At 72.8% G+C, this 22,493-nt stretch carries 24 protein-coding genes; 15 read left to right on the forward strand and 9 right to left on the reverse strand.

Annotation, left to right across the window (positions count from 1 at the left end; all coding sequences use genetic code 11):
• The first annotated feature begins 225 nt into the window (after window positions 1–225).
• Window positions 226–411: a DUF6104 family protein gene (locus ACH4UK_RS09310; RefSeq protein WP_398355416.1), complete on the forward strand. Its 186-nt coding sequence runs from the start codon at window positions 226–228 to the stop codon at window positions 409–411.
• Window positions 412–454: 43 nt separating this feature from the next.
• On the opposite strand, the gene ACH4UK_RS09315 is transcribed toward ACH4UK_RS09310, so the two are convergent.
• Window positions 455–1,300 carry a hypothetical protein gene (locus tag ACH4UK_RS09315; protein WP_398355417.1) on the reverse strand — a complete coding sequence of 282 codons (846 nt, stop codon included), beginning with the start codon at window positions 1,298–1,300 and terminating at the stop codon, window positions 455–457.
• Window positions 1,301–1,510: 210 nt separating this feature from the next.
• On the opposite strand from ACH4UK_RS09315, the gene ACH4UK_RS09320 reads away from it, so the two are divergent.
• Window positions 1,511–2,368 (forward strand): DUF4097 family beta strand repeat-containing protein, encoded by an 858-nt coding sequence (locus ACH4UK_RS09320; protein WP_398355418.1) that lies wholly within the window; start codon window positions 1,511–1,513, stop codon window positions 2,366–2,368.
• A 1-nt stretch (window position 2,369) separates the two neighbouring features.
• Entirely contained in the window at window positions 2,370–3,419 is a 1,050-nt protein-coding gene (locus ACH4UK_RS09325; protein WP_398355419.1) for a helix-turn-helix transcriptional regulator, read from the forward strand.
• A 55-nt stretch (window positions 3,420–3,474) separates the two neighbouring features.
• Here the strand turns inward: ACH4UK_RS09325 and ACH4UK_RS09330 are convergent, their stop codons facing one another.
• The 6 genes from ACH4UK_RS09330 to ACH4UK_RS09355 all read right to left on the reverse strand — a co-directional run bounded on the left by ACH4UK_RS09330 (window position 3,475) and on the right by ACH4UK_RS09355 (window position 8,722).
• Window positions 3,475–4,056, reverse strand: coding sequence for a Clp protease N-terminal domain-containing protein (locus ACH4UK_RS09330; protein ID WP_398355420.1), 582 nt, complete (start codon window positions 4,054–4,056; stop codon window positions 3,475–3,477).
• Window positions 4,056–4,265 (reverse strand): sigma factor-like helix-turn-helix DNA-binding protein, encoded by a 210-nt coding sequence (locus ACH4UK_RS09335; RefSeq protein ID WP_007447814.1) that lies wholly within the window; start codon window positions 4,263–4,265, stop codon window positions 4,056–4,058. Before ACH4UK_RS09335 ends, ACH4UK_RS09330 begins: the two co-directional genes overlap by 1 nt.
• Window positions 4,266–4,296: 31 nt before the next feature.
• The gene (locus tag ACH4UK_RS09340) at window positions 4,297–4,836 is read right to left on the reverse strand and encodes a GNAT family N-acetyltransferase (protein WP_398355421.1); all 540 of its coding nucleotides are present in this window, start codon (window positions 4,834–4,836) and stop codon (window positions 4,297–4,299) included.
• Window positions 4,814–6,235, reverse strand: a complete 1,422-nt coding sequence (locus ACH4UK_RS09345) for a cellulase family glycosylhydrolase (protein WP_398355422.1) — start codon at window positions 6,233–6,235, stop codon at window positions 4,814–4,816. Before ACH4UK_RS09345 ends, ACH4UK_RS09340 begins: the two co-directional genes overlap by 23 nt.
• An 89-nt stretch (window positions 6,236–6,324) precedes the next feature.
• On the reverse strand, window positions 6,325–7,293 hold the full coding sequence (locus ACH4UK_RS09350) for a zinc-binding dehydrogenase (RefSeq protein WP_398355423.1): 969 nt from the start codon (window positions 7,291–7,293) through the stop codon (window positions 6,325–6,327).
• 187 nt (window positions 7,294–7,480) lie between these two features.
• Window positions 7,481–8,722, reverse strand: coding sequence for an NADP-dependent malic enzyme (locus tag ACH4UK_RS09355; protein WP_398355424.1), 1,242 nt, complete (start codon window positions 8,720–8,722; stop codon window positions 7,481–7,483).
• Window positions 8,723–9,248: 526 nt separating this feature from the next.
• Between ACH4UK_RS09355 and ACH4UK_RS09360 the strand changes: the two genes are divergently transcribed.
• From ACH4UK_RS09360 to ACH4UK_RS09370, 3 genes are read left to right on the forward strand one after another with little or no spacing between them, the layout of a single operon-like run.
• The gene (locus ACH4UK_RS09360) at window positions 9,249–10,208 is read left to right on the forward strand and encodes an ABC transporter substrate-binding protein (protein WP_398355425.1); all 960 of its coding nucleotides are present in this window, start codon (window positions 9,249–9,251) and stop codon (window positions 10,206–10,208) included.
• Between the two features lie 29 nt (window positions 10,209–10,237).
• The gene (locus tag ACH4UK_RS09365; RefSeq protein ID WP_398355426.1) at window positions 10,238–11,179 is read left to right on the forward strand and encodes an amino acid ABC transporter permease; all 942 of its coding nucleotides are present in this window, start codon (window positions 10,238–10,240) and stop codon (window positions 11,177–11,179) included.
• Window positions 11,176–11,943, forward strand: a complete 768-nt coding sequence (locus ACH4UK_RS09370; protein ID WP_398355427.1) for an amino acid ABC transporter ATP-binding protein — start codon at window positions 11,176–11,178, stop codon at window positions 11,941–11,943. The genes ACH4UK_RS09365 and ACH4UK_RS09370 overlap by 4 nt, the downstream gene beginning before the upstream one ends.
• 156 nt (window positions 11,944–12,099) lie before the next feature.
• On the opposite strand, the gene ACH4UK_RS09375 is transcribed toward ACH4UK_RS09370, so the two are convergent.
• Window positions 12,100–12,852: a class I SAM-dependent methyltransferase gene (locus ACH4UK_RS09375; RefSeq protein ID WP_398355712.1), complete on the reverse strand. Its 753-nt coding sequence runs from the start codon at window positions 12,850–12,852 to the stop codon at window positions 12,100–12,102.
• 97 nt (window positions 12,853–12,949) lie between these two features.
• Here ACH4UK_RS09375 and ACH4UK_RS09380 point away from each other — a divergent pair, with 97 nt between their 5' ends.
• Window positions 12,950–13,570 (forward strand): CGNR zinc finger domain-containing protein, encoded by a 621-nt coding sequence (locus ACH4UK_RS09380; protein WP_398355428.1) that lies wholly within the window; start codon window positions 12,950–12,952, stop codon window positions 13,568–13,570.
• On the opposite strand, the gene sodX is transcribed toward ACH4UK_RS09380, so the two are convergent.
• Complete coding sequence (sodX, locus tag ACH4UK_RS09385) at window positions 13,483–13,911, reverse strand: nickel-type superoxide dismutase maturation protease (protein WP_398355429.1); 429 nt, start codon at window positions 13,909–13,911, stop codon at window positions 13,483–13,485. The two genes, ACH4UK_RS09380 and sodX, sit on opposite strands and share 88 nt — an antisense overlap.
• Window positions 13,912–14,100: 189 nt before the next feature.
• Here sodX and sodN point away from each other — a divergent pair, with 189 nt between their 5' ends.
• From sodN to ACH4UK_RS09425, 8 genes are all read left to right on the forward strand, one after another.
• The gene (sodN, locus tag ACH4UK_RS09390) at window positions 14,101–14,496 is read left to right on the forward strand and encodes a superoxide dismutase, Ni (protein ID WP_018959076.1); all 396 of its coding nucleotides are present in this window, start codon (window positions 14,101–14,103) and stop codon (window positions 14,494–14,496) included.
• A 297-nt stretch (window positions 14,497–14,793) separates the two neighbouring features.
• Entirely contained in the window at window positions 14,794–15,666 is an 873-nt protein-coding gene (locus tag ACH4UK_RS09395) for an alpha/beta fold hydrolase (RefSeq protein ID WP_398355430.1), read from the forward strand.
• Window positions 15,667–15,805: 139 nt separating this feature from the next.
• The gene (locus ACH4UK_RS09400; RefSeq protein WP_398355431.1) at window positions 15,806–16,774 is read left to right on the forward strand and encodes an alpha/beta hydrolase; all 969 of its coding nucleotides are present in this window, start codon (window positions 15,806–15,808) and stop codon (window positions 16,772–16,774) included.
• Window positions 16,775–16,778: 4 nt separating this feature from the next.
• The gene (locus ACH4UK_RS09405; protein WP_398355713.1) at window positions 16,779–17,951 is read left to right on the forward strand and encodes an acyltransferase; all 1,173 of its coding nucleotides are present in this window, start codon (window positions 16,779–16,781) and stop codon (window positions 17,949–17,951) included.
• Between the two features lie 28 nt (window positions 17,952–17,979).
• Window positions 17,980–19,290 (forward strand): sensor histidine kinase, encoded by a 1,311-nt coding sequence (locus ACH4UK_RS09410; RefSeq protein WP_398355714.1) that lies wholly within the window; start codon window positions 17,980–17,982, stop codon window positions 19,288–19,290.
• Window positions 19,287–19,961 carry a response regulator gene (locus ACH4UK_RS09415; RefSeq protein ID WP_398355432.1) on the forward strand — a complete coding sequence of 225 codons (675 nt, stop codon included), beginning with the start codon at window positions 19,287–19,289 and terminating at the stop codon, window positions 19,959–19,961. The genes ACH4UK_RS09410 and ACH4UK_RS09415 overlap by 4 nt, the downstream gene beginning before the upstream one ends.
• 54 nt (window positions 19,962–20,015) lie before the next feature.
• Window positions 20,016–21,278, forward strand: a complete 1,263-nt coding sequence (locus ACH4UK_RS09420; protein WP_398355433.1) for a DUF1266 domain-containing protein — start codon at window positions 20,016–20,018, stop codon at window positions 21,276–21,278.
• Complete coding sequence (locus ACH4UK_RS09425; RefSeq protein WP_398355434.1) at window positions 21,275–22,462, forward strand: DUF1266 domain-containing protein; 1,188 nt, start codon at window positions 21,275–21,277, stop codon at window positions 22,460–22,462. The genes ACH4UK_RS09420 and ACH4UK_RS09425 overlap by 4 nt, the downstream gene beginning before the upstream one ends.
• Window positions 22,463–22,493: the final 31 nt, after the last annotated feature.

The raw sequence follows: 22,493 nt of genomic DNA on the forward strand, positions 1-22,493 counted from the left end.
GACGATGTTTCCGTCACCGAGATCGATGCGTTGTACGCGACCACTCACGGCTCCCCCGATCCGCGCGTCAAGGCGCTTGCCCTGCAGTTGACTTGATGCGGCCGCCAAGATTACGGGTCCGGGGCCCACCGGGCGAGGGGGCCGCCGGGGCACCGTCGATATCCGGCCGCCGTGCGGACGTCCTACTCTTCAGGGGAGAACATCCGCAGACATCAGGAGCACGTCTTGTACTTCACGGACCGTGGCATCGAGGAACTGGAGAAGCGGCGCGGCGAGGAGGAGGTCACCTTCGAGTGGCTGGCCGCGCAGCTGCGGACGTTCGTCGATCTCAACCCCGACTTCGAGGTGCCCGTGGAGCGCCTCGCGACCTGGCTGGCGCGGCTGGACGACGAGGACGAGGACGACGCGTGACCCGCGGCTGCGGGACCGCCCGCCGCCCGGCGTTCGGGGACGCTCAGAGCAGGTCCCGGGGGACGGCGTCCGCGCCGGCCCTGGCCCGCTCGTAGGCGAGCCCCAGAGCGCCCTGCGCCGCGAGCACGGCGCCGGCCAGCGCCCAGCCGCCGCCCCGGCGGCGGGCGCCCCACAGCAGGAGCGGGAGCCCGGCCGCGAGCTGGGCGACCGCGATGGCGCGGGCCCGGGGGCCGCGCACCCACGGGCCGATCCGGCTGCTCTCGACCGCGTCCAGTTCGACGCGTACGGCATCGCGCCAGCCGGCCCACTCGACGCGCTCCACCTCGCGCTGCACGGCCGCGACGCTGCGCAGCCGGTCGGCGCTCTCGCCCGGTGAGAGACCGGCGGGCAGGGTCAGCCCCGTGCCGGTGAGGACGGCGAGCAGTCCGCGCAGCCGGGCGTCCGCGCCCGCGTCCGGGTCGGGGCGGGTCAGCCCCTCCAGGGCCTGCACGTCCAGCACCGGGTCGAGCCCGAGCCGGGCCGCGAAGGTGCGCATGGCCTCGTCCTCGCCCACCGGGGTGCCGTCGGTCAGCCAGATGTAGCCCACGGGGCGGCGGAAGCCGGCGGCCAGGGTGTAGCCGGCCCGGTCCCCGTCCCACCACAGGGCGAGCACCGGCCAGGTGGAGCCGACGGCGAGCGCGGTGGCCCAGCCGCCGAGGACCCGGTCCACCGGCTCGGCGTCCTGTCCCGCGCCGTCGCTCCGCCAGGGCTTCCCCTCCGGCACGAGCACGCTCCACTCCTCGCCCGCACGGGCCAGCAGCATCTGCTCGCGCAGCAGGTGGGCGAGCGGCCGTACGGTCTCGGGGTCGGCCCGGCACAGCAGGAGGGCCCCGGTGGATGTCGCGTTCATGGCTCACACGCTAGGGCAATATGCACTTATTTGACGCTGTTGCCCGCGTTTCACCCACACCGACTCGCCGCACCCCCTCACACCCCCCACCCCTTCTCGCGCCGCCGCACACCTCCCCCGACTTCCCTTGACTTCCCCCATCCGCGATATATCGTGTTCTGAACAAGACGCGATATGTTGCGTCGCCGCGCTTTCCGGGAGGTCACATCCATGCCTGTGTCGACATGGACCATCGCCGAGCCGCGGAAGCTCGCCTTCGAGGATCCGGTGGCGGCGCTCCACGTGCGCATCGTCGACGGCACGGTCAACGTGGTCGGGACCGACGAGCCGGACGCCCGGCTGGAGATCTCCGCGGTAGAGGGCCCGCCGCTGATCGTGACGCAGGAGGACGGCCGGCTCACCGTGGCGTACGAGGACCTGCCCTGGCAGGACTTCCTGCGCTGGTTCGACCCCAAGGGCCGCCGCCGCAGCGCCGTCGTCTCGCTCGTCGTGCCGGCGGCCTCCTCGGTCGAGGTCGGCGTGATCGGCGCCGGGGCGGTCGTCTCCGGCATCAGCGGCCGTACGGAGGTCCGCGGCATCACCGGGGACTCCACGCTCGTCGGGGTGACCGGCACGGTGCGCGGGGAGTCCGTGTCGGGCAGCCTGGAGGCCCAGAGCGTGACGGGGGACCTGCGCTTCCACTCCGTCTCCGGTGATCTGACGGTGGTCGACGGGGCGGGGGCCTCCGTCCGGGCCGAGTCGGTCAGCGGCGACATGGTGCTGGACGTCGACCCGTCCGGGAAGCCCACGGACATCCGGCTGACCACGGTGTCCGGCGAGATCGCGATCCGGCTGCCGCACCCGGCGGACGCGAAGGTCGAGGCGAACACCGCGAGCGGCGCCGTCTCCAACGCCTTCGAGGACCTGAGGGTCGGGGGGCAGTGGGGAGCGAAGAAGATCACCGGCACGCTGGGCGCCGGGACCGGAACCCTGCGGGCGACGACCGTGTCCGGTTCGATCGCCCTCCTGCGCAGGCCGCCCGCCGAGGACGACGCGTACGCCGTCGAGCCGACCGGAAAGGTTCTCTGACATGCCTCCCGTATTCGCCCACGGCCGTCTGCGGCTGTATCTGCTGGGACTCCTGGACGAGGCGCCCCGCCACGGCTACGAGGTCATCCGCCTGCTGGAGGAGCGCTTCCAGGGGCTGTACGCCCCGTCCGCCGGCACGGTCTACCCGCGACTGGCCAAGCTGGAGGCCGAGGGCCTGGTCACCCATGCCACCGAGGGCGGCCGCAAGGTCTATTCGATCACCGACGCCGGCCGCGAGGAGTTGGCGGGCCGCAGCGGTGAGCTGGCCGACCTGGAGCTGGAGATCCGCGACTCGGTCTCCGAGCTGGCCGCCGAGATACGCGACGACGTACGGGGCGCGGCGGGCCGGCTCCGCAGCGACATGAGGGCGGCGGCGTCGGAGTCCCGGCACGGCACGAAGCCGGAGACCGGGAGCGACAAGGGCAGAGAGAAGGCGAAGGGCGAACCGTCCTCCCCCTTCGGTGACTTCGGCGACTTCGGCAGCCTGGGCGACCTCGGCGACAGCGAGGCGTGGCGCACGGCCAAGGAGGAGCTGCGCCGGGCCAAGCAGGAGTGGAAGGAGCAGGCCCGCCGGGCGAAGGACGAGTCCCGGCGCGCCCGCGAGGACGCCCAGCAGGCCCGCCGCCAGGCCAAGGAGGCCCAGGACAAGGCGCGCGAGCAGATGCAGACCGCCGCCCGCCAGGTGCAGGAGCACTTCGCGCGGGGCGACTGGCCCTCCGGCGTACGGGAGGGGCTCGCGGAGATCACCGGCCAGCTCGGCGGCTTCGCGCGGTCCGGCGCCTGGCCCCCGTTCGGCAAGCCCGAGCCGGACGCCGCACCGGCCGCCCAGGCCCCCGACGAGGCCTCCGGCTGGGGCGAGGACGCGCCGGTGACGGGCGATCCGGTGCGCGATCTGGACCGCCTGCTGGACCACTTCCGCGACGGCATCCGGGACGCGGCCCGCGACCACGGGGTGACGGAGACCCAGCTCGCGGAGGCCCGCCGCCACCTGGGCGCGGCGACGGCGCGGATCGAGGCGCTGCTGACGCCGGAGGAGGAGGGGAAGACCTGAGCCGCCGGCGACGCGCGAGGAACGGGGGCCGGACGCCCGCCGCCGCGCCGCGGGCTCACCCGGCTCGGGCGTGCCCCTGGTCCCCGTCGGCGTCGGGGCCGTACAGCGCGCGCTGCACGGACGCGTAGGTCGCCCCGTGCTCGGCGAGGACGTCGGCGACGACTCCGGGCTTCGCGGTGAGGGCCAGGAGCAGGTGCTCCTCGCCGATGAACCGGTCGCCGCGCCCCAGGGCGACCCGCAGTGAGTTCTCCAGGACCGTCTTCGCGCCCGGGGTGAAGGCGCGGTGCCCCGACCACCATCGGCGGCCGCCCCGGCCGGCGGCCAGGGCCCCTTCCCCGTGGGTCCCCTCGACCCGGGAGACGATCGCGCCGACGTCGATCCCGATGCCGGCGAGGGCGTCGCTGTCGGCCTTGGTGAGGCCGCCGCGGCGGCGGGCCTCGGTGAAGGAGGCGTCCAGGGAGGCGCGGCGGTCCTGGAGGCCGAGGGCGGCGACGGCGAACGACGCCCGGCCGCCCTCCTGTTCCAGCAGCGCGAGCAGCAGGTGTTCCTCGGTGACCGAGTCGGCCCCCGCCCGCTCGGCCTGGCTCACGGCGCCCTTCACGGTCGCGCGGGCCCCTTGGGTGAATCGCTCGAACATCAACGCCTCCCGTACTTCTTGTGGACGGCCTGCCGGCTGACGCCCAGCTCGGCGGCGATCTCCTGCCAGGACCAACCCTGCACCCGGGCACTTCTCACCTGTACGGCTTCGAGCTGCTCCAGCAGCCGCCGCAGCGCGGCCACCGACCGCAGCCCGACGCGCGGGTCGCGGTCACCGGCACGTGCGGCCAGATCCGTTGCTTCGGTCATGACGTCAACCTACATTGACACGCGTCTCCCGTCAATCAAAGTTGACATCATCGTCGGCCAGGCGCGCATGCCGCTCGACGTCGTACCGCGCGTCTCCGTACCGCAGCTTGGCCCGGTCGATCCCCTCGGCCGCGAATCCCGACCGGGTCGCGACCCGGCAGGAGGCCGGGTTGTCGGTGCGGTGGCCCAGTTCCAGCCGGTACAGCCCGAGCTCACCGAACGCCCAGCGGGCCAGCGCCCGGACCCCGGCCGGGGCGACACCCCGGCCGCGCGCCTCCGTCGCGGTCCAGTAGGAGACCCAGCCGGTTTCATGGGTCCGGTTGACGGCACCGAGGGCGACGCAGCCGAGGGCAACGCCCTCCTCCCCCACGACGGCCCAGGAGCAGCCGGTACGCGTCTCCCGTTCGCGCGTGCGGTCCGCGATCCAGGCCCGCGCTCCGGGCAGATCGAACACGGGCCGGTCGGTCTGGCGGCCCATCTCGGCCGGGGCGAAGGCGCGGAGCACCGCCTGGGCGTCGGCGGGCTCCCAGGGGCGCAGCAGAAACCCTTCAGGGGCGGTCAGTTCGTCCATGCGGGCCAGCCTCCCGCACGGTCACCACCACCTCGCCCCCGGGCCGCGCCAGAACGACCGGCCACCCCCCGTGCGACGCGTCGCCGAGGACGCGGGCAGGACCGGTGACCGAGACGTGCCGGCCCCGGGCCGAGGGCGGGAGGGACAGCTCGGTCAGCCCGGGACGGGAGGCCGCCCGGTAGGCGAGGCGGTAGGTGCGGGTGTCCGCGTCGTACGCCTCGGAGCGGACGGTTCCCGCGACGGCCGGGGCGTAGGGAGTGGCCGTCCGCTCCTTGTTCGTACGGAAGCGGCCCCGCTCGTCGAGGGCGCAGTAGCCGCCGCCGTAGCACCAGACGTACCCGGCCCAGCCGGAGCTGTAGCGGTCCAGGGAGGCGACGGCCTCGCGGTAGAAGCGGCCCATGTTCGGCAGGGCGTTGTTCAGCGGCCCCCACTCCCCGACGACGACCGGCATCCGGTGCCGGGCCGGATAGGCGGTGACGGCCGCCTCGTACGCCTCGATCCAGCCCGCCCCGGGGTCGTAGTCCGCGCCCGCCTCCATGGCGGTGTTGTAGAAGTGCGGGGCGTACACGGTCCGCCGGTCCTCGATGCGGCCGAGTCCGGTGGGCACGCCCTCGCCGACGATGGGGGTGGGTTCGACGAAGAGCCAGGTGTCACGGTCCTTCGCCCGGACGGCGCGGGCGAGCCGGTTGTACATCGGGGTGAGGTGCTGGGCCTCGATGCGGCGGGCGGCGGCCGGCAGCTCCTCGCCCTCGCGCAGCTCCCCCATCGGCTCGTTGATCAGGTCGTAGCCGATGACGGCCGGGTGGCGGCCGAACCGCCCGGCGAGCACCTGCCACAGGCCGGCCTGGGCGCGCTGGAGGTCGGGGTCCTCGTAGAGGTGGGTGAAGGCCCGCTGGACGGCGGGCTGGAAGTACTCGGAGAACCAGTCGTCGGGGTTCGGGGTGAACGGCAGCCCGTCGGTCCTGGTGGCCCAGGCGGGAATGCCCCGGTGCCCGAACGCGGGCCCGAAGACGTCCTGGTGGGCATCGATGAGGACATGGACGCGGTGTTTGCGCGCCCAGTCCAGGATCCGCTCGATGCGCCGCAGGTAGCGCTCGCTGTACTGGCCCCGCCGGGGCTCCAGGTCGTCCCAGAAGACCAGCAGCCGGGCGAAGTTGAAGCCGGCTGCCCGCAGGTCGCGGAAGTGCCGTTCGGTGATGGCGGTGAGGGCGTCCTCGCCCCGGTTCGCCTTGTCCTCGACGTTCCAGCCGCGCAGGGTGAGGGTGCGCCCCCGATCGTCGGTCAGGGGCGGGATGCCGGGCTTCCCCGGGGGCGCGGGGGCCGGTGCGGGCACGGGGCGCGCCGAGGCGGCGGGGGCGAGGGCCCCCGCCGCGAGCACGGACGCGACGACAACTGCCATGAGTGCTCTGCCCATTCGCATGGGCAGATCTCACCAGCAAAGCTGAACATCCCTCAAGTCTCTGTCACCGAGGAGTTCTTGGGTGGACCTCAGGAGGTCGGCGTGAGCACGATCTTCCCGAAGAGGTCGCCCGACTCCAGCCGCGCGAACCCTTCCCGCGCCCGGTCCAGCGGCAGCACCTCGTCGATCACCGGGCGCACCCCGGTGGTCGCGCAGAACGCGAGCAGGTCCTCCAGCTCGTCCTTGGACCCCATGGTGGAGCCCACGACCTTCAGCTCCAGGAAGAAGATCCGGGTCAGCTCGGCGTGCGCGGGCCGGTCGCCGCTGGTGGCCCCCGAGATGACGAGGGTGCCGCCGGGGCGCAGCGACTTCACGGAGTGGGACCAGGTGGCGGCCCCCACGGTCTCGATGACGGCGTCCACCCGCTGCGGCAGCCGGGCGCCGGGCTCGTACGCCTCCAGCGCGCCGAGTTCGACCGCCCGCTCCCGCTTGGCCTTGTCCCGGCTGGTGGCGAAGACCCGCAGCCCGGCGGCCTTCCCGAGCACGATCGCGGCCGTGGCGACCCCGCCGCCCGCGCCCTGGACGAGCACGGAATCGCCGGGCCGCACCCCGGCGTTGGTGAACAGCATCCGGTACGCGGTGAGCCAGGCGGTCGGCAGGCAGGCGGCCTCCTCGAAGCTGAGCTCCTTCGGCTTGGGCAGTACGTTCCAAGTGGGGACGGTGACCTGCTCGGCGAAGGTGCCCTGGTAGCGCTCGGTGAGGATGGAGCGCGGCTCCTTCGGCCCGACGCCGTGCCCCGACTGCCCGATGACGGAGTGCAGGACGACCTCGTTGCCGTCCTGGTCGACGCCGGCCGCGTCGCAGCCGAGGATCATCGGCAGCCGGTCCGACGAGAGACCCACGCCCCGCAGGGACCAGAGGTCGTGGTGGTTGAGGGAGGCGGCCCGGACGGTGACCGTGGTCCACCCGGGACGCGCCTCGGGGGCGGGACGGTCGCCCAGTTCCAGGCCGTCGAGGGGCCGGTCGGGGTCGATGCGGGCTGCGTAGGCGGCGAACATGGCTCGACGATAGGCGGGGCGGGGCGCCCGCGTAAGCGCCTGCGGGTGTGACGCACACCAACCGGGCCGGGCCGGAAGCCCCTTCCCGGCGGGGCTGAAATGGGCGCCCCACGCCCCGGAGAGCAAAAAGCGGGCGGGGCCCGTACCCGTACAGGCCCCGCCCACCCCACAACCCCTCAACGCGACATCAGCGCCGAGCCACACCCTCCGCCCGCGCCGCCGCGGCCACCGCGGCGGTGACGGCCGGGGCGACCCGCTCGTCGAACGGCGACGGGATCACGTAGTCGGCCGCCAGCTCGTCGCCGACCACGTCGGCCAGCGCGTTCGCCGCGGCGATCTTCATGCCCTCGGTGATCCGGGAGGCCCGGACCTGGAGCGCACCGGCGAAGATGCCCGGGAACGCCAGCACGTTGTTGATCTGGTTCGGGAAGTCCGAACGGCCGGTCGCCACGACGGCCGCGTACTTGTGCGCGACCTCCGGGTGGACCTCCGGGTTCGGGTTGGCCATCGCGAAGACGTACGCGCCGGGGGCCATCGAGGCCACCGCCGCCTCCGGGACCGTACCGCCGGAGACGCCGATGAAGACGTCCGCACCGGCGAGCGCGTTCTCCAGCGAACCGGAGATCCCGGCCCGGTTGGTGAGCTCGGCCAGTTCGCGCTTGACCTCGGTGAGGTCGTCGCGGTCGCGGCTGACGATGCCCTTGCGGTCGGCCACCGCGATGTCGCCGATCCCCGCCTCCAGCAGGAACTTGGCGATCGCCACGCCGGCCGCGCCCGCGCCGGAGATGACGCCGCGCAGGTCGCCGAGCGTCCGCCCGGAGAGCTTGGCGGCGTTGCGCAGGGCGGCGAGGGTGACGACGGCGGTGCCGTGCTGGTCGTCGTGGAAGACCGGGATGTCCAGGCGCTCCTGGAGCTTGCGCTCGATCTCGAAGCACCGGGGCGCCGAGATGTCCTCCAGGTTCACGCCGCCGAAGGACGGAGCGAGCCGGACCACGGTTTCGACGATCTCGTCGGCGTCGGTGGTCGCGAGCGCGATCGGCACCGCGTCGACACCGCCGAACTGCTTGAAGAGGATGGCCTTGCCCTCCATCACGGGGAGGGACGCCTCGGGCCCGATGTCGCCGAGGCCGAGCACGGCGGTGCCGTCCGTCACGACGGCCACGACCTGGGACTTCCAGGTGTAGTCGTGGACGAGCTCGGGGTTGTCGGCGATGGCGCTGCACACTTTCGCCACACCGGGCGTGTACGCGAGGGAGAGGTCGTCCTTGTCCCGGATCGGGACGGTGGCCTGCACGGCCATCTTCCCGCCCCGGTGGAGGGCGAAGGCCGGATCGAAGGGCTCGTCGACCCCGGTGTCCGCTGCGCTCGTGCGCTGGGTGCCACTGTCAGTAGTGCTGTCGCTGCGAGGATTGACGATCTCCGCTGCCATGGTGTTGACCCCTTAAGTCTTCATCGTTTGAGGGTGGCCACTCCTGGTTGAGGAGGGGTGGGCGGGCACCGCGTACGTGCCCTGCACCGAGCGGGTTGGCCCGCCCCGGCAGGGAAGAGGTACATACGCGCGGGCGCGCCGCACACGCGCCCTGAGCCCCGGATGAGGGGTGTAAACGTCTTTCTTACCGGACGAACGATGTTACGGACGAGTCCATATCGACGCGGTGACGTGACTCATAGTCGAATATCTGGACAAGTCGGCAAACCGGCATAAATGCCGCCCACTAGTCGAGACGTACCGAAGATTCTCCGGCGAGGGGAATGAATCCCCACAGATGGTCCGGTCCCGAGGTACCGGCCGTTGATGTTCGGGGGTCGCCCGTTATCCGATTTTGACATGGCCGGACCCCTGAATGGGCCAGTCCAAATGGCAGGATGCCGTCATCACACAAGGTGGCGACACTCGAAGGTGCGTGCCAAGCCGCCCATCAGCACCTCACCCTCACCTGCCGGAGGATCCCGACATGACCGCAAGCATCACGCGTCGTACGACCGCGAAGTCCCGGATTGCGGCGGTCGGCGCCATCGCGGTCGCCGGCACGCTGCTCCTCACCGCCTGTGGCGACCAGACGGACAGCGGCTCGAAGAAGTCCAGCTCCTCGAAGGCGGCGGAGACCGCGCCGCTCGCCGACCTGCTGCCCCAGGCCATCAAGGACAAGGGCGTCATCAAGGTCGGTTCGGACATCGCGTACCCGCCGGTGGAGTTCAAGGACGACTCCGGCAAGGTCATCGGCATCGACCCCGACCTCGGCGCCGCCCTCGGCAAGCAGCTCGGAGTCACCTTCGAGTTCCAGAACGGAACGTTCGACACCCTCATCACGGGTCTCCGCTCGAAGCGTTACGACCTGGCGATGTCGGCGATGACCGACACCAAGGACCGCCAGGAGGGCATCGACTCCGAGACGAAGAAGAAGGTCGGCGAGGGCGTCGACTTCATCGACTACTTCACCGCCGGTGTCTCGATCTACACCAAGAAGGGCGACGACCAGGGCATCAAGGCCTGGTCCGACCTCTGTGGCAAGAAGCTCGCCGTCCAGCGCGGCACGGTCTCCCACGACCTCGCCAAGGCCGAGAGCGCCAAGTGCGGCAGCAAGGGCAAGATCGCCATCGAGCAGTTCGACAACGACCTCGAGGCCCAGACCCGGCTCCGCGCCGGAGGCGCCGACGCCGGTTCGTCCGACTTCCCGGTCGCCGCGTACGCGGTGAAGACCTCCGGCGGCGGCAAGGACTTCCAGATCGTCGGCGAGCAGGTCGAGGCCGCCCCGTACGGCGTCGCCGTCGCCAAGGGCAACCCCGAGCTCCGGGACGCCGTGAAGGCGGCGCTCGACGCGATCATCAAGAGCGGCGAGTACGACAAGATCATCGCCAAGTGGGGCGTCCAGGCCGGCGCCGTCACCGAGGCCAAGATCAACGGCGGATCGTGACCGGATTGCGGCGGTGAGAGGCAACACCTGTGACTGACATCAAGAAGACGGGTCCCACGGACACGCCACCCACCCCGGCGGCCGGACCCGCGGCGATCACGGCCATCCCCGTTCGCCACTACGGGCGCTATGTGTCGGCGGTCATCGCCATCGGCCTGCTGGCGTCCATCGTCTACGCGTTCTCCCAGGGCCAGATCAACTGGGGTGCCGTACCGGACTACTTCTTCGACGACCGGATCATCCGGGGCGTGGGGCAGACCCTGCTGCTGACCGTCCTCTCGATGGCCATCGGCATCGTCGGCGGCGTCCTGCTCGCGGTGATGCGCCTGTCGAAGAACCCGGTGACCGCGTCGATCGCGTGGTCCTACATCTGGTTCTTCCGCGGCACACCGGTCCTGGTCCAGCTCTTCGTCTGGTTCAACCTGGGCCTGGTCTTCGAGTACATCAACCTCGGGCCGGTCTACAAGGACGAGTGGTCGTCCTTCATGACGCCGCTGCTGACCGCCCTCCTGGGACTCGGCCTCAACGAGGCCGCGTACATGGCGGAGATCTGCCGCGCCGGCCTGCTCTCGGTCGACGAGGGCCAGACCGAGGCGTCGCACGCGCTGGGCATGAGCCACAGCAAGACGCTGCGCCGGGTGGTCATCCCGCAGGCGATGCGCGTGATCGTGCCGCCGACGGGCAACGAGGTCATCAACATGCTCAAGACGACCTCGCTGGTGGCCGCCGTCCAGTTCACCGAGCTCTTCCGGTACGCCCAGGACATCGGGCAGAACTCCGGCGCCCCCGTGGAGATGTACTTCCTCGCCGCGGCGTGGTACCTGATCATGACTTCGGTGCTGAGCGTCGGCCAGTACTACCTGGAGCGCCACTACGCCCGCGGTTCCAGCCGGAGCCTGCCGCAGACACCGATGCAGAAGATCAGGGCCAACATGCTGTCCCTGGGCCGCCCCAAGGGAGGCATGGCATGAAGACGACCCCCATGGTGAAGGCCGAGGGCGTCCACAAGTCCTTCGGCCCCGCGCACATCCTCAAGGGCATCGACCTGGAGGTCGCCCCGCGTGAGGTGTTCTGCCTGATCGGCCCGTCCGGCTCCGGAAAGTCGACCTTCCTGCGGTGTATCAACCACCTGGAGAAGATCAACGCCGGCCGGCTCTCGGTCGACGGCGAGCTGGTGGGCTACCGGCAGAAGGGCGACAAGCTCTACGAGCTCAGGGACAGCGAGGTCGCCCTCAAGCGCCGTGACATCGGCATGGTCTTCCAGCGCTTCAACCTGTTCCCGCACATGACGGCCATCGAGAACGTCATGGAGGCCCCGGTCCAGGTCAAGGGCGAGACCAGGGCCGTGGCACGGGCCCGCGCCGAGAGACTGCTGGACCGGGTGGGCCTCGCCGACAAGGCGAAGAACTACCCCTCCCAGCTCTCCGGCGGCCAGCAGCAGCGCGTGGCGATCGCCCGTGCGCTGGCGATGGAGCCGAAGCTGATGCTCTTCGACGAGCCGACGTCCGCGCTCGACCCGGAGCTGGTGGGCGACGTCCTGGACGTCATGCGCGGGCTGGCCGAGGACGGCATGACGATGATCGTCGTCACCCATGAGATGGGCTTCGCCCGCGAGGTGGGCGACGCGCTGGTCTTCATGGACGACGGCGTGGTGGTCGAGTCCGGCCACCCGCGCGACGTCCTGACCCATCCGCAGCACGACCGGACGAAGTCGTTCCTGTCCAAGGTGCTGTAGGACGGCGGTTTTGCCGGTCAGCAGAGTGCGCCCCGAGCCGGTCGGCTCGGGGCGCACTCTGCTGACCGGTCGGACCGTCCACGGCCGGTGAAGAGGGACACCGCCCCGCTGTCCGCACCGCCCTGCCGCTGCCCGCAACCGCCCCGCCGCGTCCACCTACTTCACGGCGAGCACCAGGGTGTCCGAGGGGGACGCCCAGACCGCGCGGGCCTCACCGAAGCCGGAGGCGAGCAGGGTGCGGGCGTGCCAGTCGGCGGAGGGCATGTCGCCGTCCGCGTGCTCGCCGTAGATCGCGAAGCGTTCGGCGGTGGGCCCGGCGAGGACCGGGTCCTTCGCGGCGACGGCCCACCACTCGGCCCAGTCCAGCGCACCGGCGGTCTTGGCGCGGTCCATCGCGGCGTGCCGGTGGGCGCGTTCGGCGGCGTTGATGCGGGGGGTGCCCGGGTCGATCGTGCGGTCGGCGTTCATGAACACCCCGCCGTCCCGGACCAGCCCGCCGAGCTGCCCGTAGAGCGCGGCGAGCGGCTCGCTGTGCAGCCAGTGCAGGGCGGTGGCGGTGAGGACGGCGTCGTACGAGGTGTGGGGCAGCCGGGCGGTCCAGTCGGGGTCCTTGAGGTCGGCGGTGACGAAGGCGACCCGGTCGTCGCCTTCGAAGGTGCCGCGGGCGATGGCCAGGAGCGCGGGGTCGAGATCGACGCCGGTGCTCGTGGCGTTCGGGAACCGCTTGAGGAGCCGGTCCGTAATACTTCCCGTACCGCACGCGAGGTCGAGCACCCGCGGTTCCGGTCCGACGACCGCCTCGACCATGTCCAGCATCACCCGGAACCGCTCCTCGCGGTCGGGCATGTACCACTCCTGCTGCCGGTCCCAGCTCTCCTGCCAGGACTGCCAGTCGGTGCCCGTAGCCATCTCCGTCACGTCAACCTCCACGTAATACCCATTCCCGTCAACCGACCATTACACTGGTCGATGCCCCGACTCTAGACCGACGCCGTAAGGACTACAAGTGGAACTGGCCTATTACTCGGACTACGCCGTGCGCCTGGTCAACACCGAGGAGCCGGCCCGCAACAAGGACGCCCTCACCTCCGTCGAGGCGGTCCGGGAACTGTTCGGCGCCAATCAGCAGGCGGCGCGGCGGACGACGGACGCGGACGTGACCCGGTTCCGTTCCGTACGGGCCCGGCTGCGCGCGGTCTTCGAGGCGGCGGACGGCGACGACGAGACGCTCGCGGTCGACCTGCTGAACTCGCTGCTGCTGGAGTTCCCGGTGAGCCCGCAGATCTCGGGGCACGACGTACGGGACGAGGACGGCAGGCCGGACTGGCACATGCACCTGGCCGACCACCCGTCGAACGCGACCGCGGGCTACGCGGCCATCGCGGCGATGGGCCTCGCCTTCCATCTGACCGGGCACGGCGTGGACCGGCTCGGCCTGTGCGAGGCGCTCCCCTGCCGCAACGCCTACCTGGACACCTCCACCAACCGGTCCAGGCGCTACTGCTCGGACCGCTGCGCGACCCGGGCCAACGTGGCCGCCTACCGGGCCCGCAAGCGCGAGGAGGCCGAGCGCACCGGCCGCAGCGCGGAGGCCGCCCAGCCCAGCACCGCCGTCACCGACCGCTGACCCTTCGCCAGGGGCCGGTAGCGGGCCCGCACCCGGGCCAGCACCAACTCCTCCGGCACGGTCCCGTAGTCGGTGCTGTCCCCGCCCGCGAACGCGTTGTCGCCCCGCACCCACCAGCCGCCGGGCCGCCGCTCGGTGGCACGCTTGACCACCAGCAGGTCCTGCTGGAAGGGGTGACGCAGGATCACCACGTCACCGGGGCTCACCGGCGCCCCGTACTGCACGAGCAGCAGGTCGCCGTGGTAGAGCGTGGGCACCATCGAGGGGCCCGTCACCTCCACCACCCGCAACGGACGCCGCGTCACCCGCCCACCCCCGGACACCTTTCGCCGTTCCGGCATCTCCGGCACCTCCCGGTTCCTCCTCCAGCACCTCGTCGGCGCATCGCCCCGCGTACCGCTCCGTACATTCGGCCGACAGCCCGGTGTCCACCCCGGACTTTTGACCTAAGCCCCTGGGGCAGCCACGGAAAGCGGCGCTCCACGGAGTAATGTCCCACCTGAGAAGACGATCACGAGGAGGACAGCTCCATGCTTTCCCGCCTGTTTGCCCCCAAGGTGAAGGTCAGCGCCCACTGCGACCTGCCCTGCGGCGTGTACGACCCGGCCCAGGCCCGCATCGAGGCCGAGTCGGTCAAGGCCGTCCAGGAGAAGTACCAGGCCAACGAGGACGCGGACTTCCGCACCCGCGCCGTCCTGATCAAGGAGCAGCGCGCCGAGCTCGCGAAGCACCACGTCTCGGTGCTCTGGAGCGACTACTTCAAGCCCCCGCACTTCGAGAAGTACCCGGAGCTGCACCAGCTGGTCAACGACACCCTGAAGGCGCTCTCCGCGGCCAAGGGCTCGAACGACCCGAAGACGGGCCAGAAGGCCCTGGACCTGATCGCCGAGATCGACAGGATCTTCTGGGAGACCAAGAAGGCCTGATCTCTGGCTAGGCCGTCTGACCTGCGGTTTCGCTAGTCACGTCGCCTAACTGTCCGCACCCGGCCCGCAGGTCGCCGATCACGGCGTCCATGACGGGCCGGGTGCGGTCTTCTTTTCCCGGGCCGGCCCGGCCCGGCCCGGTCCTGCCGGCCGCCGCCGCACCGTCGGCGTGCGTGCTCGCCCGGGGCGCGTCAAGGGCACGCTCCAGCCGTCTCCGGCCACGGGCGATACGCTACACTGCAAACGAGACGATACGTCTCGCCCCGTCGGCCCCTCTCCAGGACAGCGAGGTCCCCCATGGAACGCTTCGTCGATGCAGCCCCCGGCGTGCGCCTCTGGGCCCAGGAGCACGGTGCTCCCGACGCCCCTGCCCTGCTGCTGGTCATGGGGGCGCAGGCGTCCGGACTCGGCTGGCCCGACGAGCTGGTGGAGCTGCTCGCCGCCCGGCACCGTGTGATCCGGTACGACCACCGGGACACCGGCCGCTCCACCTGGTCCTTCGACGCGGAGCCCTACCCGCTCACCGCGCTGGCCGGGGACGCCGTGGCCGTGCTGGACGCGTTCGGCGTGGTGCGGGCGCATGTGGTGGGGATGTCGATGGGCGGGATGCTCACGCAGCTGCTCGTCGCCGACCTCCCCGAGCGGCTGCTGAGCGCCACCGTCATCGGGACGAACGCGCTCAGCTCCGTGCCGTACGTCGCGCCGGACGGCCGCCGCGTCCCGCCGGAGGAGTTGCCCGGCGTTGCCCCGGAGCTGATGGAGCTGTGGTCGCGGCCCGTCGAGGACCGCGGCTTGGAGGCGGAGTTGGAGCGCCGGGTCGAACACTGGCGGGCGCTCGGCGGCGGCCGGATCCCCTTCGACGCCGACTACGCCCGCGAACAGGAACGCCGGATCATCGCACACACCGGGCACCACCACGCCGGCACCGCGCACGCCCGCGCCGACTACTCCGGCATGGACCGCACCGAGCAGCTCGCCCGGACCCGGGTGCCCACGCTGGTCATCTCGGCGCCCGCCGAACCGGTCGCCCCTCCCCCGCACGCCGAGCACCTCGTCCAGGCGATCCGGGGCGCCCGGCTCGTCGAGATCCCCGGTATGGGCCACGCCCTCCCCCGCGCGGTCCACGCCCCGCTCGCCGCCGCGATCCTGGACCACACCGGCCGGAGCTGACGCCGCGCCACCTCCCCCGCGTCATACCTGAGAGCCAGCCACGGGGTACCCCCTCCAGCGGGACGCCGACTACCGCCCCCCGTCCCTAACTTCTGTACCGGAAGCACCCGATGCCCCTGGTACGGAAGGACCTCGCCCCATGGCCGACCGCCCGCGCAGACCCCGCCTGCGCCGCACCCTGCTCGCCGCCCTCGTCACCCTCGCGGTGGCCGTGCCGGTGTCCGGAGCGGCCCGTCCGGCCGCCGTGCCCGCCCCCGCGCCGACCGCGCCGGGGCCGCTGCGCGACGCGAGCCCGGCGGCGCTGGCGGAGCGGTACGCGGTGAGCAGGCGGGACATCCTGGCCGCCGAACGGGCCGCGGACGGGCACGGGGACCTCAGGCGGGCGGCCTCCCTGCGGGCGATGGCCACGCCGGGGCGGCAGTTCCTGTCCTTCGACGGGCGCGACGGCGGCCGGAGCACGGAGGTCGTCGGGGAGCTGGCCACGGCTCGGCGCATCGCCGTCCTGGTGCCGGGAGCCGGTGTCGGCCTGGACGCGTACGGGCGGCTGCGGCGCGGAGCGGTGGCGTTGCAGCGGGAGTCGGGCGCGGGGGCGGCCGTGGTCGTCTGGCTGGGGTACCGCTCGCCCGCCACCGTCAGCCCGGCCGCCCTGACCACCGCGCGGGCCGAGGGGGCCGCGCCGGGGCTGCGGGTGCTGGTGGACGGGCTGAGCGCGGTGCGGCCCGCCGCCCGGATCAGCCTGCTCTGCCACTCCTACGGTTCGGTGATCTGCGCCCGGTCGGCTCCGGGGACCTCCGCCGACGCCCTCGTCCTCTACGGCAGCCCCGGGGTCGGGGCCCGGGACGCCGGCTCGCTGCGCACGGAGGCCCGGGTGTGGGCGGGCCGCGGCGGCGGGGACTGGATCGCCCGGGTGCCCCATGTGCGGGTGCGGGTGCCGTTCGTCGCGACGGTGGGGTTCGGGACCGATCCGGTGGCGGACCGGTTCGGGGCCGAGGTGTTCGACGCGGGCGAGGGCGGTCACAGCGACTACCTGCTGCCCGGCTCCCGTTCGCTGACGAACCTGGCCCGGATCGTGGCAGGCGCCGAACCGCTGGAGGCCCCGCGTGCGTAGGGAACTGCGCCAACTCGTCGCGCGGATCGAGGCCGCCACCCCGCCCGGCCGGGACCGGGCCGTCGACGCCCTGCGGGCCCTGGCGATCCTCGGAGTGGTGGGCGGGCACTGGCTGGTGACCGCGCTGGTCGCCGACAGCGGCACGGTGCGCGGGGCGAGCCCCCTGGCGTACCTGCCCCGGCTGACGCCGGTCTCCTGGGTGTTCCAGACCCTCGCGGTGTTCTTCCTGGTGGGCGGGCAGGTGGCGGCCGGGAGTTGGGCCTCGGCCCGGGAGCGGGGCGTGCCGTACCGGCGGTGGGTGGGCGGCCGGCTGGCACGCCTGTTCCGGCCGGTGGCGGCGGTGCTCGCGGTGTGGACGCTCGCGGCGGCCGCGATGCTGGTGGCCGGAGTGGGCGAGCCGACGGTCCGGGCGCTGGTCAAGCTGGTCTGGTCGCCGCTGTGGTTCCTGCTGGTCTTCGCCGCGCTGACCGCGCTGACTCCGCTGGTGGCCCGGCTGCATCCGCTGTGGCCGCTGGTGGTGGTGCTGCACGTCGACCTCGTACGCCTGGGACTCGGCGGTCCGCGGGAGCTGGGGTGGATCAATGTGGTCGCGGGGTGGCTGGTGCCGTACTGCCTGGGGGCGCTGGTGGCCCGGGGCGGGCTGCGGGGCCGGAGGAACCGCTGGGCTCTGCTGTCCGGCGGGGCCGCGGCGGCCGTCGCGCTCGTGCTGTGGGCCGGGTATCCGGCCGCCATGGTCGGCGTTCCGGGCGGCCGGATGTCCAATCTGGACCCGCCGGGCCTGGCCGCCGTGGCGTTCGGCCTGGCGCAGTGCGGGGCGGCGCTGCTGCTGCTCGGGCCCCTGCGCCGGGTGCTGCGCAGACCTGCCGTCTGGGCGGCGGTGGCGATGGTGAACCTGGCGGCGATGACCGTGTTCCTCTGGCACCAGACCGCGATGATCGTCGTGACGGCGAGCGCCCTGCTGGTCGCCGGTGGTCCGCTGCCGGGGCTGCACACCGTGCCCGACGGGGCGGACTGGGTGCTCGCCCGGCTGCTCTGGCTGCCGGTGTTCGCCCTGGCCCTGCTGGGCTGTTGGGCCGTGTTCCGGGGGTGCGAGCAGGGCGGGCGGCGCTCCGGCGGGGGCTCCCTCGTCGTCCGGGAGTCCGCCCCCGAGCGGAAGGGACACGCGCGTCGTGCCTAGTCTGAGCAGGAGTGGAGCCGAGGGGGCGGTGGGGGCGGTGACGTCATCGGGGGCGGTACGGCTGCGGGCGGCGGTGCGCCGTGCGCCGCGTGCCCTGTACGAGGAGTTGTGGGCCGCGCCGGCCGACCGGGTGCCGCGCATGGGGGAGCCCGATGTGCCGGTGTGGCGGCCGTCGTTGCTCGTCCTGTTGATCATCGTGGCCGCCTGTTCGGCGGTGCCCCGTACGAACGAGCTGACCGCGGACCCGACCGGCGGGGTCAGCGGGTGGGCGGTGCTGGCCGCGCTGGCGCAGTCCACGACGCTGGTGGCCGGGATGATCCGGCCGGTGGGTGCCTGGTGGGCGGCGACGGCGCTGTCGGTGACCACGGTTCTGGTCACCGAGTCCATGATGAGCCCGGACCGGCTGTTCCCCTGGGGCGTCATGGGGATGGTGCTCCAGGGCGGGGCGCTGTTCCTGCTGGCGCTGCGGGTCCCGCTGCGCCGTGCGACGGGAGCGCTGGCCCTCACCCTGCTGGCGGGGTTGGCGCTCACCCTGCACACCACCCAGCGGCACAACGTCGACCTCGACCGCTCCGCACCGGTGTTCGTCGTCGCCCTGGTCCTGGGCGCGGCGCTGCGCAGCCTGCGGCTGGCCCGTAAGGACCTGGTCGTCCAGGCCGGGCTGACCGCGGAGGAGCGGGCCCGGCGCACCCTGCTGGAGGAGCGCGGCCGGATCGCCCGCGAGCTGCACGACGTGGTCGCCCACCACATGTCGGTGATCTCCATCCAGGCGCAGGTCGCCCCGCACCTGGTCGAGCACCCCACCGAGGAGCTGCGGGAGAATCTGACCGGCATCCGCGAGAACGCCCTGGAGGCCCTCGCCGAACTGCGCCGGGTGCTGGGCGTCCTGCGCTCGGAGGACGCGCCCGCGCAGAGCGCGCTGCACGCCCCGCAGCCCGGTCTCGACCGGCTCGACGAGCTGGTCGCCACCGTGCGCTCCGCCGGTCTCGCCGTCACCGTCTCCACCACCGGCGATCCCCGCCCGCTGTCGCCGGGCGTCGAGCTGTCGGCGTACCGCATCGTGCAGGAGTCGCTGAGCAACGTGATGCGTCACGCGCCCGGCGCGAGCGCCGAGGTGCTGATCGGCCACCGGCCCGCCGGGCTGACGGTCCGGGTCCTCAACTCGCCGCCGGGCCGCCCGGCCGCCCCCTCCCCCGGGGTACGCCACGGCCTGCTCGGGATGCGCGAGCGCACCGCGATGCTCGGCGGCGAACTCGCCACCGGGCCGACGCCCGACGGCGGCTGGGAAGTGACCGCGATCCTGCCCACCGGCACCGAGACGACCGAGGACGCCCCATGACCCCGCCCATCCGCGCCGTGATCGCCGACGACCAGATGATGGTCCGCCAGGGCTTCACGGTCCTGCTGAACGCCGAGCCGGACATCGAGGTCGTCGGGCAGGCCGTGAACGGGCTCGACGCGATCGCCAAGGTCGCCGAACTCGCCCCAGACGTCGTCCTGATGGACATTCGCATGCCCGAGCTGGGCGGGATCGAGGCGACCCGGCGGATCACCTCCCCGGAGGGCTCGACGGTGAAGGTGCTCGTGCTGACCACCTTCGACCTCGACGAGTACGTGTACGAGGCGCTGCGCGCGGGTGCGTCGGGCTTCCTGCTGAAGGACGCCTCCGCAGACGAACTCGCCGCTGCCGTACGGGTGGTGGCGGCGGGCGACGCGCTGCTCTCCCCGAACATCACCAAGCGGCTGATCGTGGAGTTCTCCCGCACGGCCGGGGCCCCGCGCCCGCCGCTCAAGGCGCGGATCGGGGATCTGACGGAGCGCGAGACGGAGGTGCTGACGCTGATCGCGGGCGGCCTGTCGAACGCGGAGATCTCCCGGCAGCTCATCGTGGCGGAGCAGACGGTGAAGACCCATGTGGGCCGGATCCTGGTCAAGTTGGGCGTCCGGGACCGGACCCAGGCGGCGGTGTTCGCGTACGAGTCGGGGCTGGTGCGCCCGGCCGGGCTCTGACCGCCCCGGGGCTCCCCCGGCAGCCCGCCGGACCCCGTTCCGTAGGATCTCACCGTGACAACGGGGAACGGGGCAGAAACAGCGGGCGGCCGAGCGGTGGCCGCCCCGCACGACGGGTACCGCCCGGACGCGTCGGCGTACGCGGACGCGGCGCCGCACCCGCCGGCCTACCCGCCCCCCGCGCCGCCCACCGCGATCGAGCGCGCGCTGTGCGCCGCGGTCGCCGGCGGGGACGCCGACGCGGTGGTGGAGCTGCTCGCGCGGACCCGGCTGTATGTGCTCGTCGCCCGGCTGCACGCGGACATCCCCGGCTGGACGGCGCCCCTGCCGGCGATCCGCGACGAGGGCTCCGGGCGGATCTGCGTCCCGGTCCTGACCCAGGGAATGCTGCCGCCCTGGCACCCGGAGTGGGTCTTCCGCGAGGTGGGCCTCGGCGAGCTGGCCCGGACCTGGCCGTACGAGGTGCGCCGGCTCGCGGTGAACCACGGCACCCCGTACGGGGCGATGATCGACGCCCGCCCCAGGCACCTGAAGCGCTGGCTGAAGGCCGACGAGCACGCGGCCGGGCCCGAGCACGGCGTCCTGCTCACCGACAGCGGCGGGCCCCTGCACGGGCCGCTCGCCCACGGGCTGGCGCTCGGCGCCCATCTGGCCGTCACCAACGGCCTGATCTGGAACCGGCTCGGCGCCGCCTACGAGAACTATGCGACGGACCGCGCCCGGCTGCGCAGTCCGTGGGGCATCCCGCACCGCGCCGAGTACCGCGACCGCCTCGCGTCGCTGATGAAGAACCAGCTGGTCGGGCGCGTCCAGGAAGCCGTCCTGCGCACCCGGCACACCCTGGCCGCCCGGCTGGGGCGCACGCCGACGCGCGAGGAGTGGTCCCAGGCGGTGGCCCGCGCCTTCGCCACGCGTGACGCCGACGACCGGGCGGTGGCGGAGCGGGCACTGCATCACATCATCCGGTACGAGGAACGGTTCCGGGCCGACGGCGTGCTCGCCCCGGACGGCCGCGTCGACACACTGGCCGCCTACGACCTCGGCCGGGCGGTCAACGTCGTCCGGCTCGCGCTCGGCGCCCGCTACGGCGATCCGCACGAGGCCGAGCAGGACGTCCTGCGGCTCGGCGAACTCGCCCGGGGGGCCTACGCCTCGTGGGCGGACTTCTCCCTCGGCTACCTCATGGCCCGCCTGGTCCACCGGGCCGAGGACGACGGCCCGGAGGCGGCGGAGCCCACGTACGGGCAGTCGCTCGCCGAGCACCGCACGCTGACCCAGGACCCCACCAGCCCCTACCGGAACCTTGCCTGGTCATGAACCCGAACCTCCCCACCGCACCCGCCGCCGCACCCTGGACACCGGCGCCCTGGGTTCCGCCGTCCGAGACCGAGCAGCTCCTCCACGAGGCGGCGCTGCGCGGCGATGTCCGGTCCCAACTGGCGGCGCTGGCGGGGGCCGAGCTGTACATCCCGGCCCCGCGCGCCGAGGCGGACGCGCGGCCGGACACCATCACCTGGCGCGCGCACCACGACCCCTCGGGCTTCGTGTGCCGGCCCGTGCTCACCCGGGGCATGCTGCCCGCGTGGCATCCGGACTGGGTCTTCCACGGGGTCTCCCTCCGCTGGGCCGCCGAGTTCGGCTGGTCCGACCCGCAGGTGTTCCTCGGGGTGAACGTGGGGACGCCCGGCCAGCTGCTGCTGCCCACGGCCCCGACGGACCTGGCGCTCTGGCAGCGCGCGTACGCGGAGAACGACCGCCTCCCGGAGAACCGGCTCCTGGCGCTGCGCCACGGCGCACTGCACGGGCCGCTGGCGTACGGGCTGGCCTGCGGGGTGCATCTGGCGATCGGGAACGCCGTGCCGTGGAACGAGATCGGGACGGTCTACCGCGAGTACACCAGAGAGCGCGATCAGCTGCGCGACTCCTGGGGCATCACCGACCATGCCGGGTGGCGCAAACAGCTGGACGCCCTGCTGGACGCCCGCAACAGCCCGCCGGAACCGGACTTCGCGCTGCGCGCCCGCGAGCAGCTGGCGGCCGGGATCGGCGAGCTGCCGTCGGCCGATCTGTGGCGGGAGACCGCCGCGGGTCACGCCCAGGACCTCGGGGCCGACGCGGGCACCGTCAAGGGCATCGAGGACCTCGTACGCCGGATCATGCGCTACGAGGCCCGGTTCCGTGCGGACGGACTGCTGCCGCCGGACGGCCGGGTGCGCACGACGGTGGCGTACGACTACGGCCGGGCGGTGAACCTGGCGCGCTGGGGGCTGTCGGCGCGCTACTGCGCCCCGGCCGACGCGGAGCAGGCGATCGTGTACGCCGGGGCGCTGAGCAAGTCGGCCCACCGCTCGTGGGAGGACTTCTCGGCGGGGTACGCGCTGGGGCGGGTCCTGCGGTTCGACGAGGAGGAGTACGGGCCGTTCTACGAACAGAACGTCCTCGCCCACCGTCTGCTGACGGAGAGCGAGGGCAGTCCGTGGCGGCACATCCCGTGGCGGTGACCGGGCGGCCGTGAGCGGGGCGGCGACCCGT

Origin of the sequence: Streptomyces sp. NPDC020884 (assembly GCF_044333935.1) — a bacterium.
Classification (GTDB): Bacteria; Actinomycetota; Actinomycetes; order Streptomycetales; family Streptomycetaceae; genus Streptomyces.

What these genes read in the sequence shown, in the direction of transcription:
- ACH4UK_RS09315 (WP_398355417.1), bottom strand. Translation starts at nt 1,300, where the DNA reads ATGAACGCGACATCCACCGGGGCCCTCCTGCTGTGCCGGGCCGACCCC.
- ACH4UK_RS09320 (WP_398355418.1), top strand. Translation starts at nt 1,511, where the DNA reads ATGCCTGTGTCGACATGGACCATCGCCGAGCCGCGGAAGCTCGCCTTC.
- ACH4UK_RS09325 (WP_398355419.1), top strand. Translation starts at nt 2,370, where the DNA reads ATGCCTCCCGTATTCGCCCACGGCCGTCTGCGGCTGTATCTGCTGGGA.
- ACH4UK_RS09330 (WP_398355420.1), bottom strand. Translation starts at nt 4,056, where the DNA reads ATGTTCGAGCGATTCACCCAAGGGGCCCGCGCGACCGTGAAGGGCGCC.
- ACH4UK_RS09335 (WP_007447814.1), bottom strand. Translation starts at nt 4,265, where the DNA reads ATGACCGAAGCAACGGATCTGGCCGCACGTGCCGGTGACCGCGACCCG.
- ACH4UK_RS09340 (WP_398355421.1), bottom strand. Translation starts at nt 4,836, where the DNA reads ATGGACGAACTGACCGCCCCTGAAGGGTTTCTGCTGCGCCCCTGGGAG.
- ACH4UK_RS09345 (WP_398355422.1), bottom strand. Translation starts at nt 6,235, where the DNA reads ATGGCAGTTGTCGTCGCGTCCGTGCTCGCGGCGGGGGCCCTCGCCCCC.
- ACH4UK_RS09350 (WP_398355423.1), bottom strand. Translation starts at nt 7,293, where the DNA reads ATGTTCGCCGCCTACGCAGCCCGCATCGACCCCGACCGGCCCCTCGAC.
- ACH4UK_RS09355 (WP_398355424.1), bottom strand. Translation starts at nt 8,722, where the DNA reads ATGGCAGCGGAGATCGTCAATCCTCGCAGCGACAGCACTACTGACAGT.
- ACH4UK_RS09360 (WP_398355425.1), top strand. Translation starts at nt 9,249, where the DNA reads ATGACCGCAAGCATCACGCGTCGTACGACCGCGAAGTCCCGGATTGCG.
- ACH4UK_RS09370 (WP_398355427.1), top strand. Translation starts at nt 11,176, where the DNA reads ATGAAGACGACCCCCATGGTGAAGGCCGAGGGCGTCCACAAGTCCTTC.
- ACH4UK_RS09375 (WP_398355712.1), bottom strand. Translation starts at nt 12,852, where the DNA reads ATGGCTACGGGCACCGACTGGCAGTCCTGGCAGGAGAGCTGGGACCGG.
- sodX (WP_398355429.1), bottom strand. Translation starts at nt 13,911, where the DNA reads ATGCCGGAACGGCGAAAGGTGTCCGGGGGTGGGCGGGTGACGCGGCGT.
- sodN (WP_018959076.1), top strand. Translation starts at nt 14,101, where the DNA reads ATGCTTTCCCGCCTGTTTGCCCCCAAGGTGAAGGTCAGCGCCCACTGC.
- ACH4UK_RS09395 (WP_398355430.1), top strand. Translation starts at nt 14,794, where the DNA reads ATGGAACGCTTCGTCGATGCAGCCCCCGGCGTGCGCCTCTGGGCCCAG.
- ACH4UK_RS09400 (WP_398355431.1), top strand. Translation starts at nt 15,806, where the DNA reads ATGGCCGACCGCCCGCGCAGACCCCGCCTGCGCCGCACCCTGCTCGCC.
- ACH4UK_RS09415 (WP_398355432.1), top strand. Translation starts at nt 19,287, where the DNA reads ATGACCCCGCCCATCCGCGCCGTGATCGCCGACGACCAGATGATGGTC.
- ACH4UK_RS09425 (WP_398355434.1), top strand. Translation starts at nt 21,275, where the DNA reads ATGAACCCGAACCTCCCCACCGCACCCGCCGCCGCACCCTGGACACCG.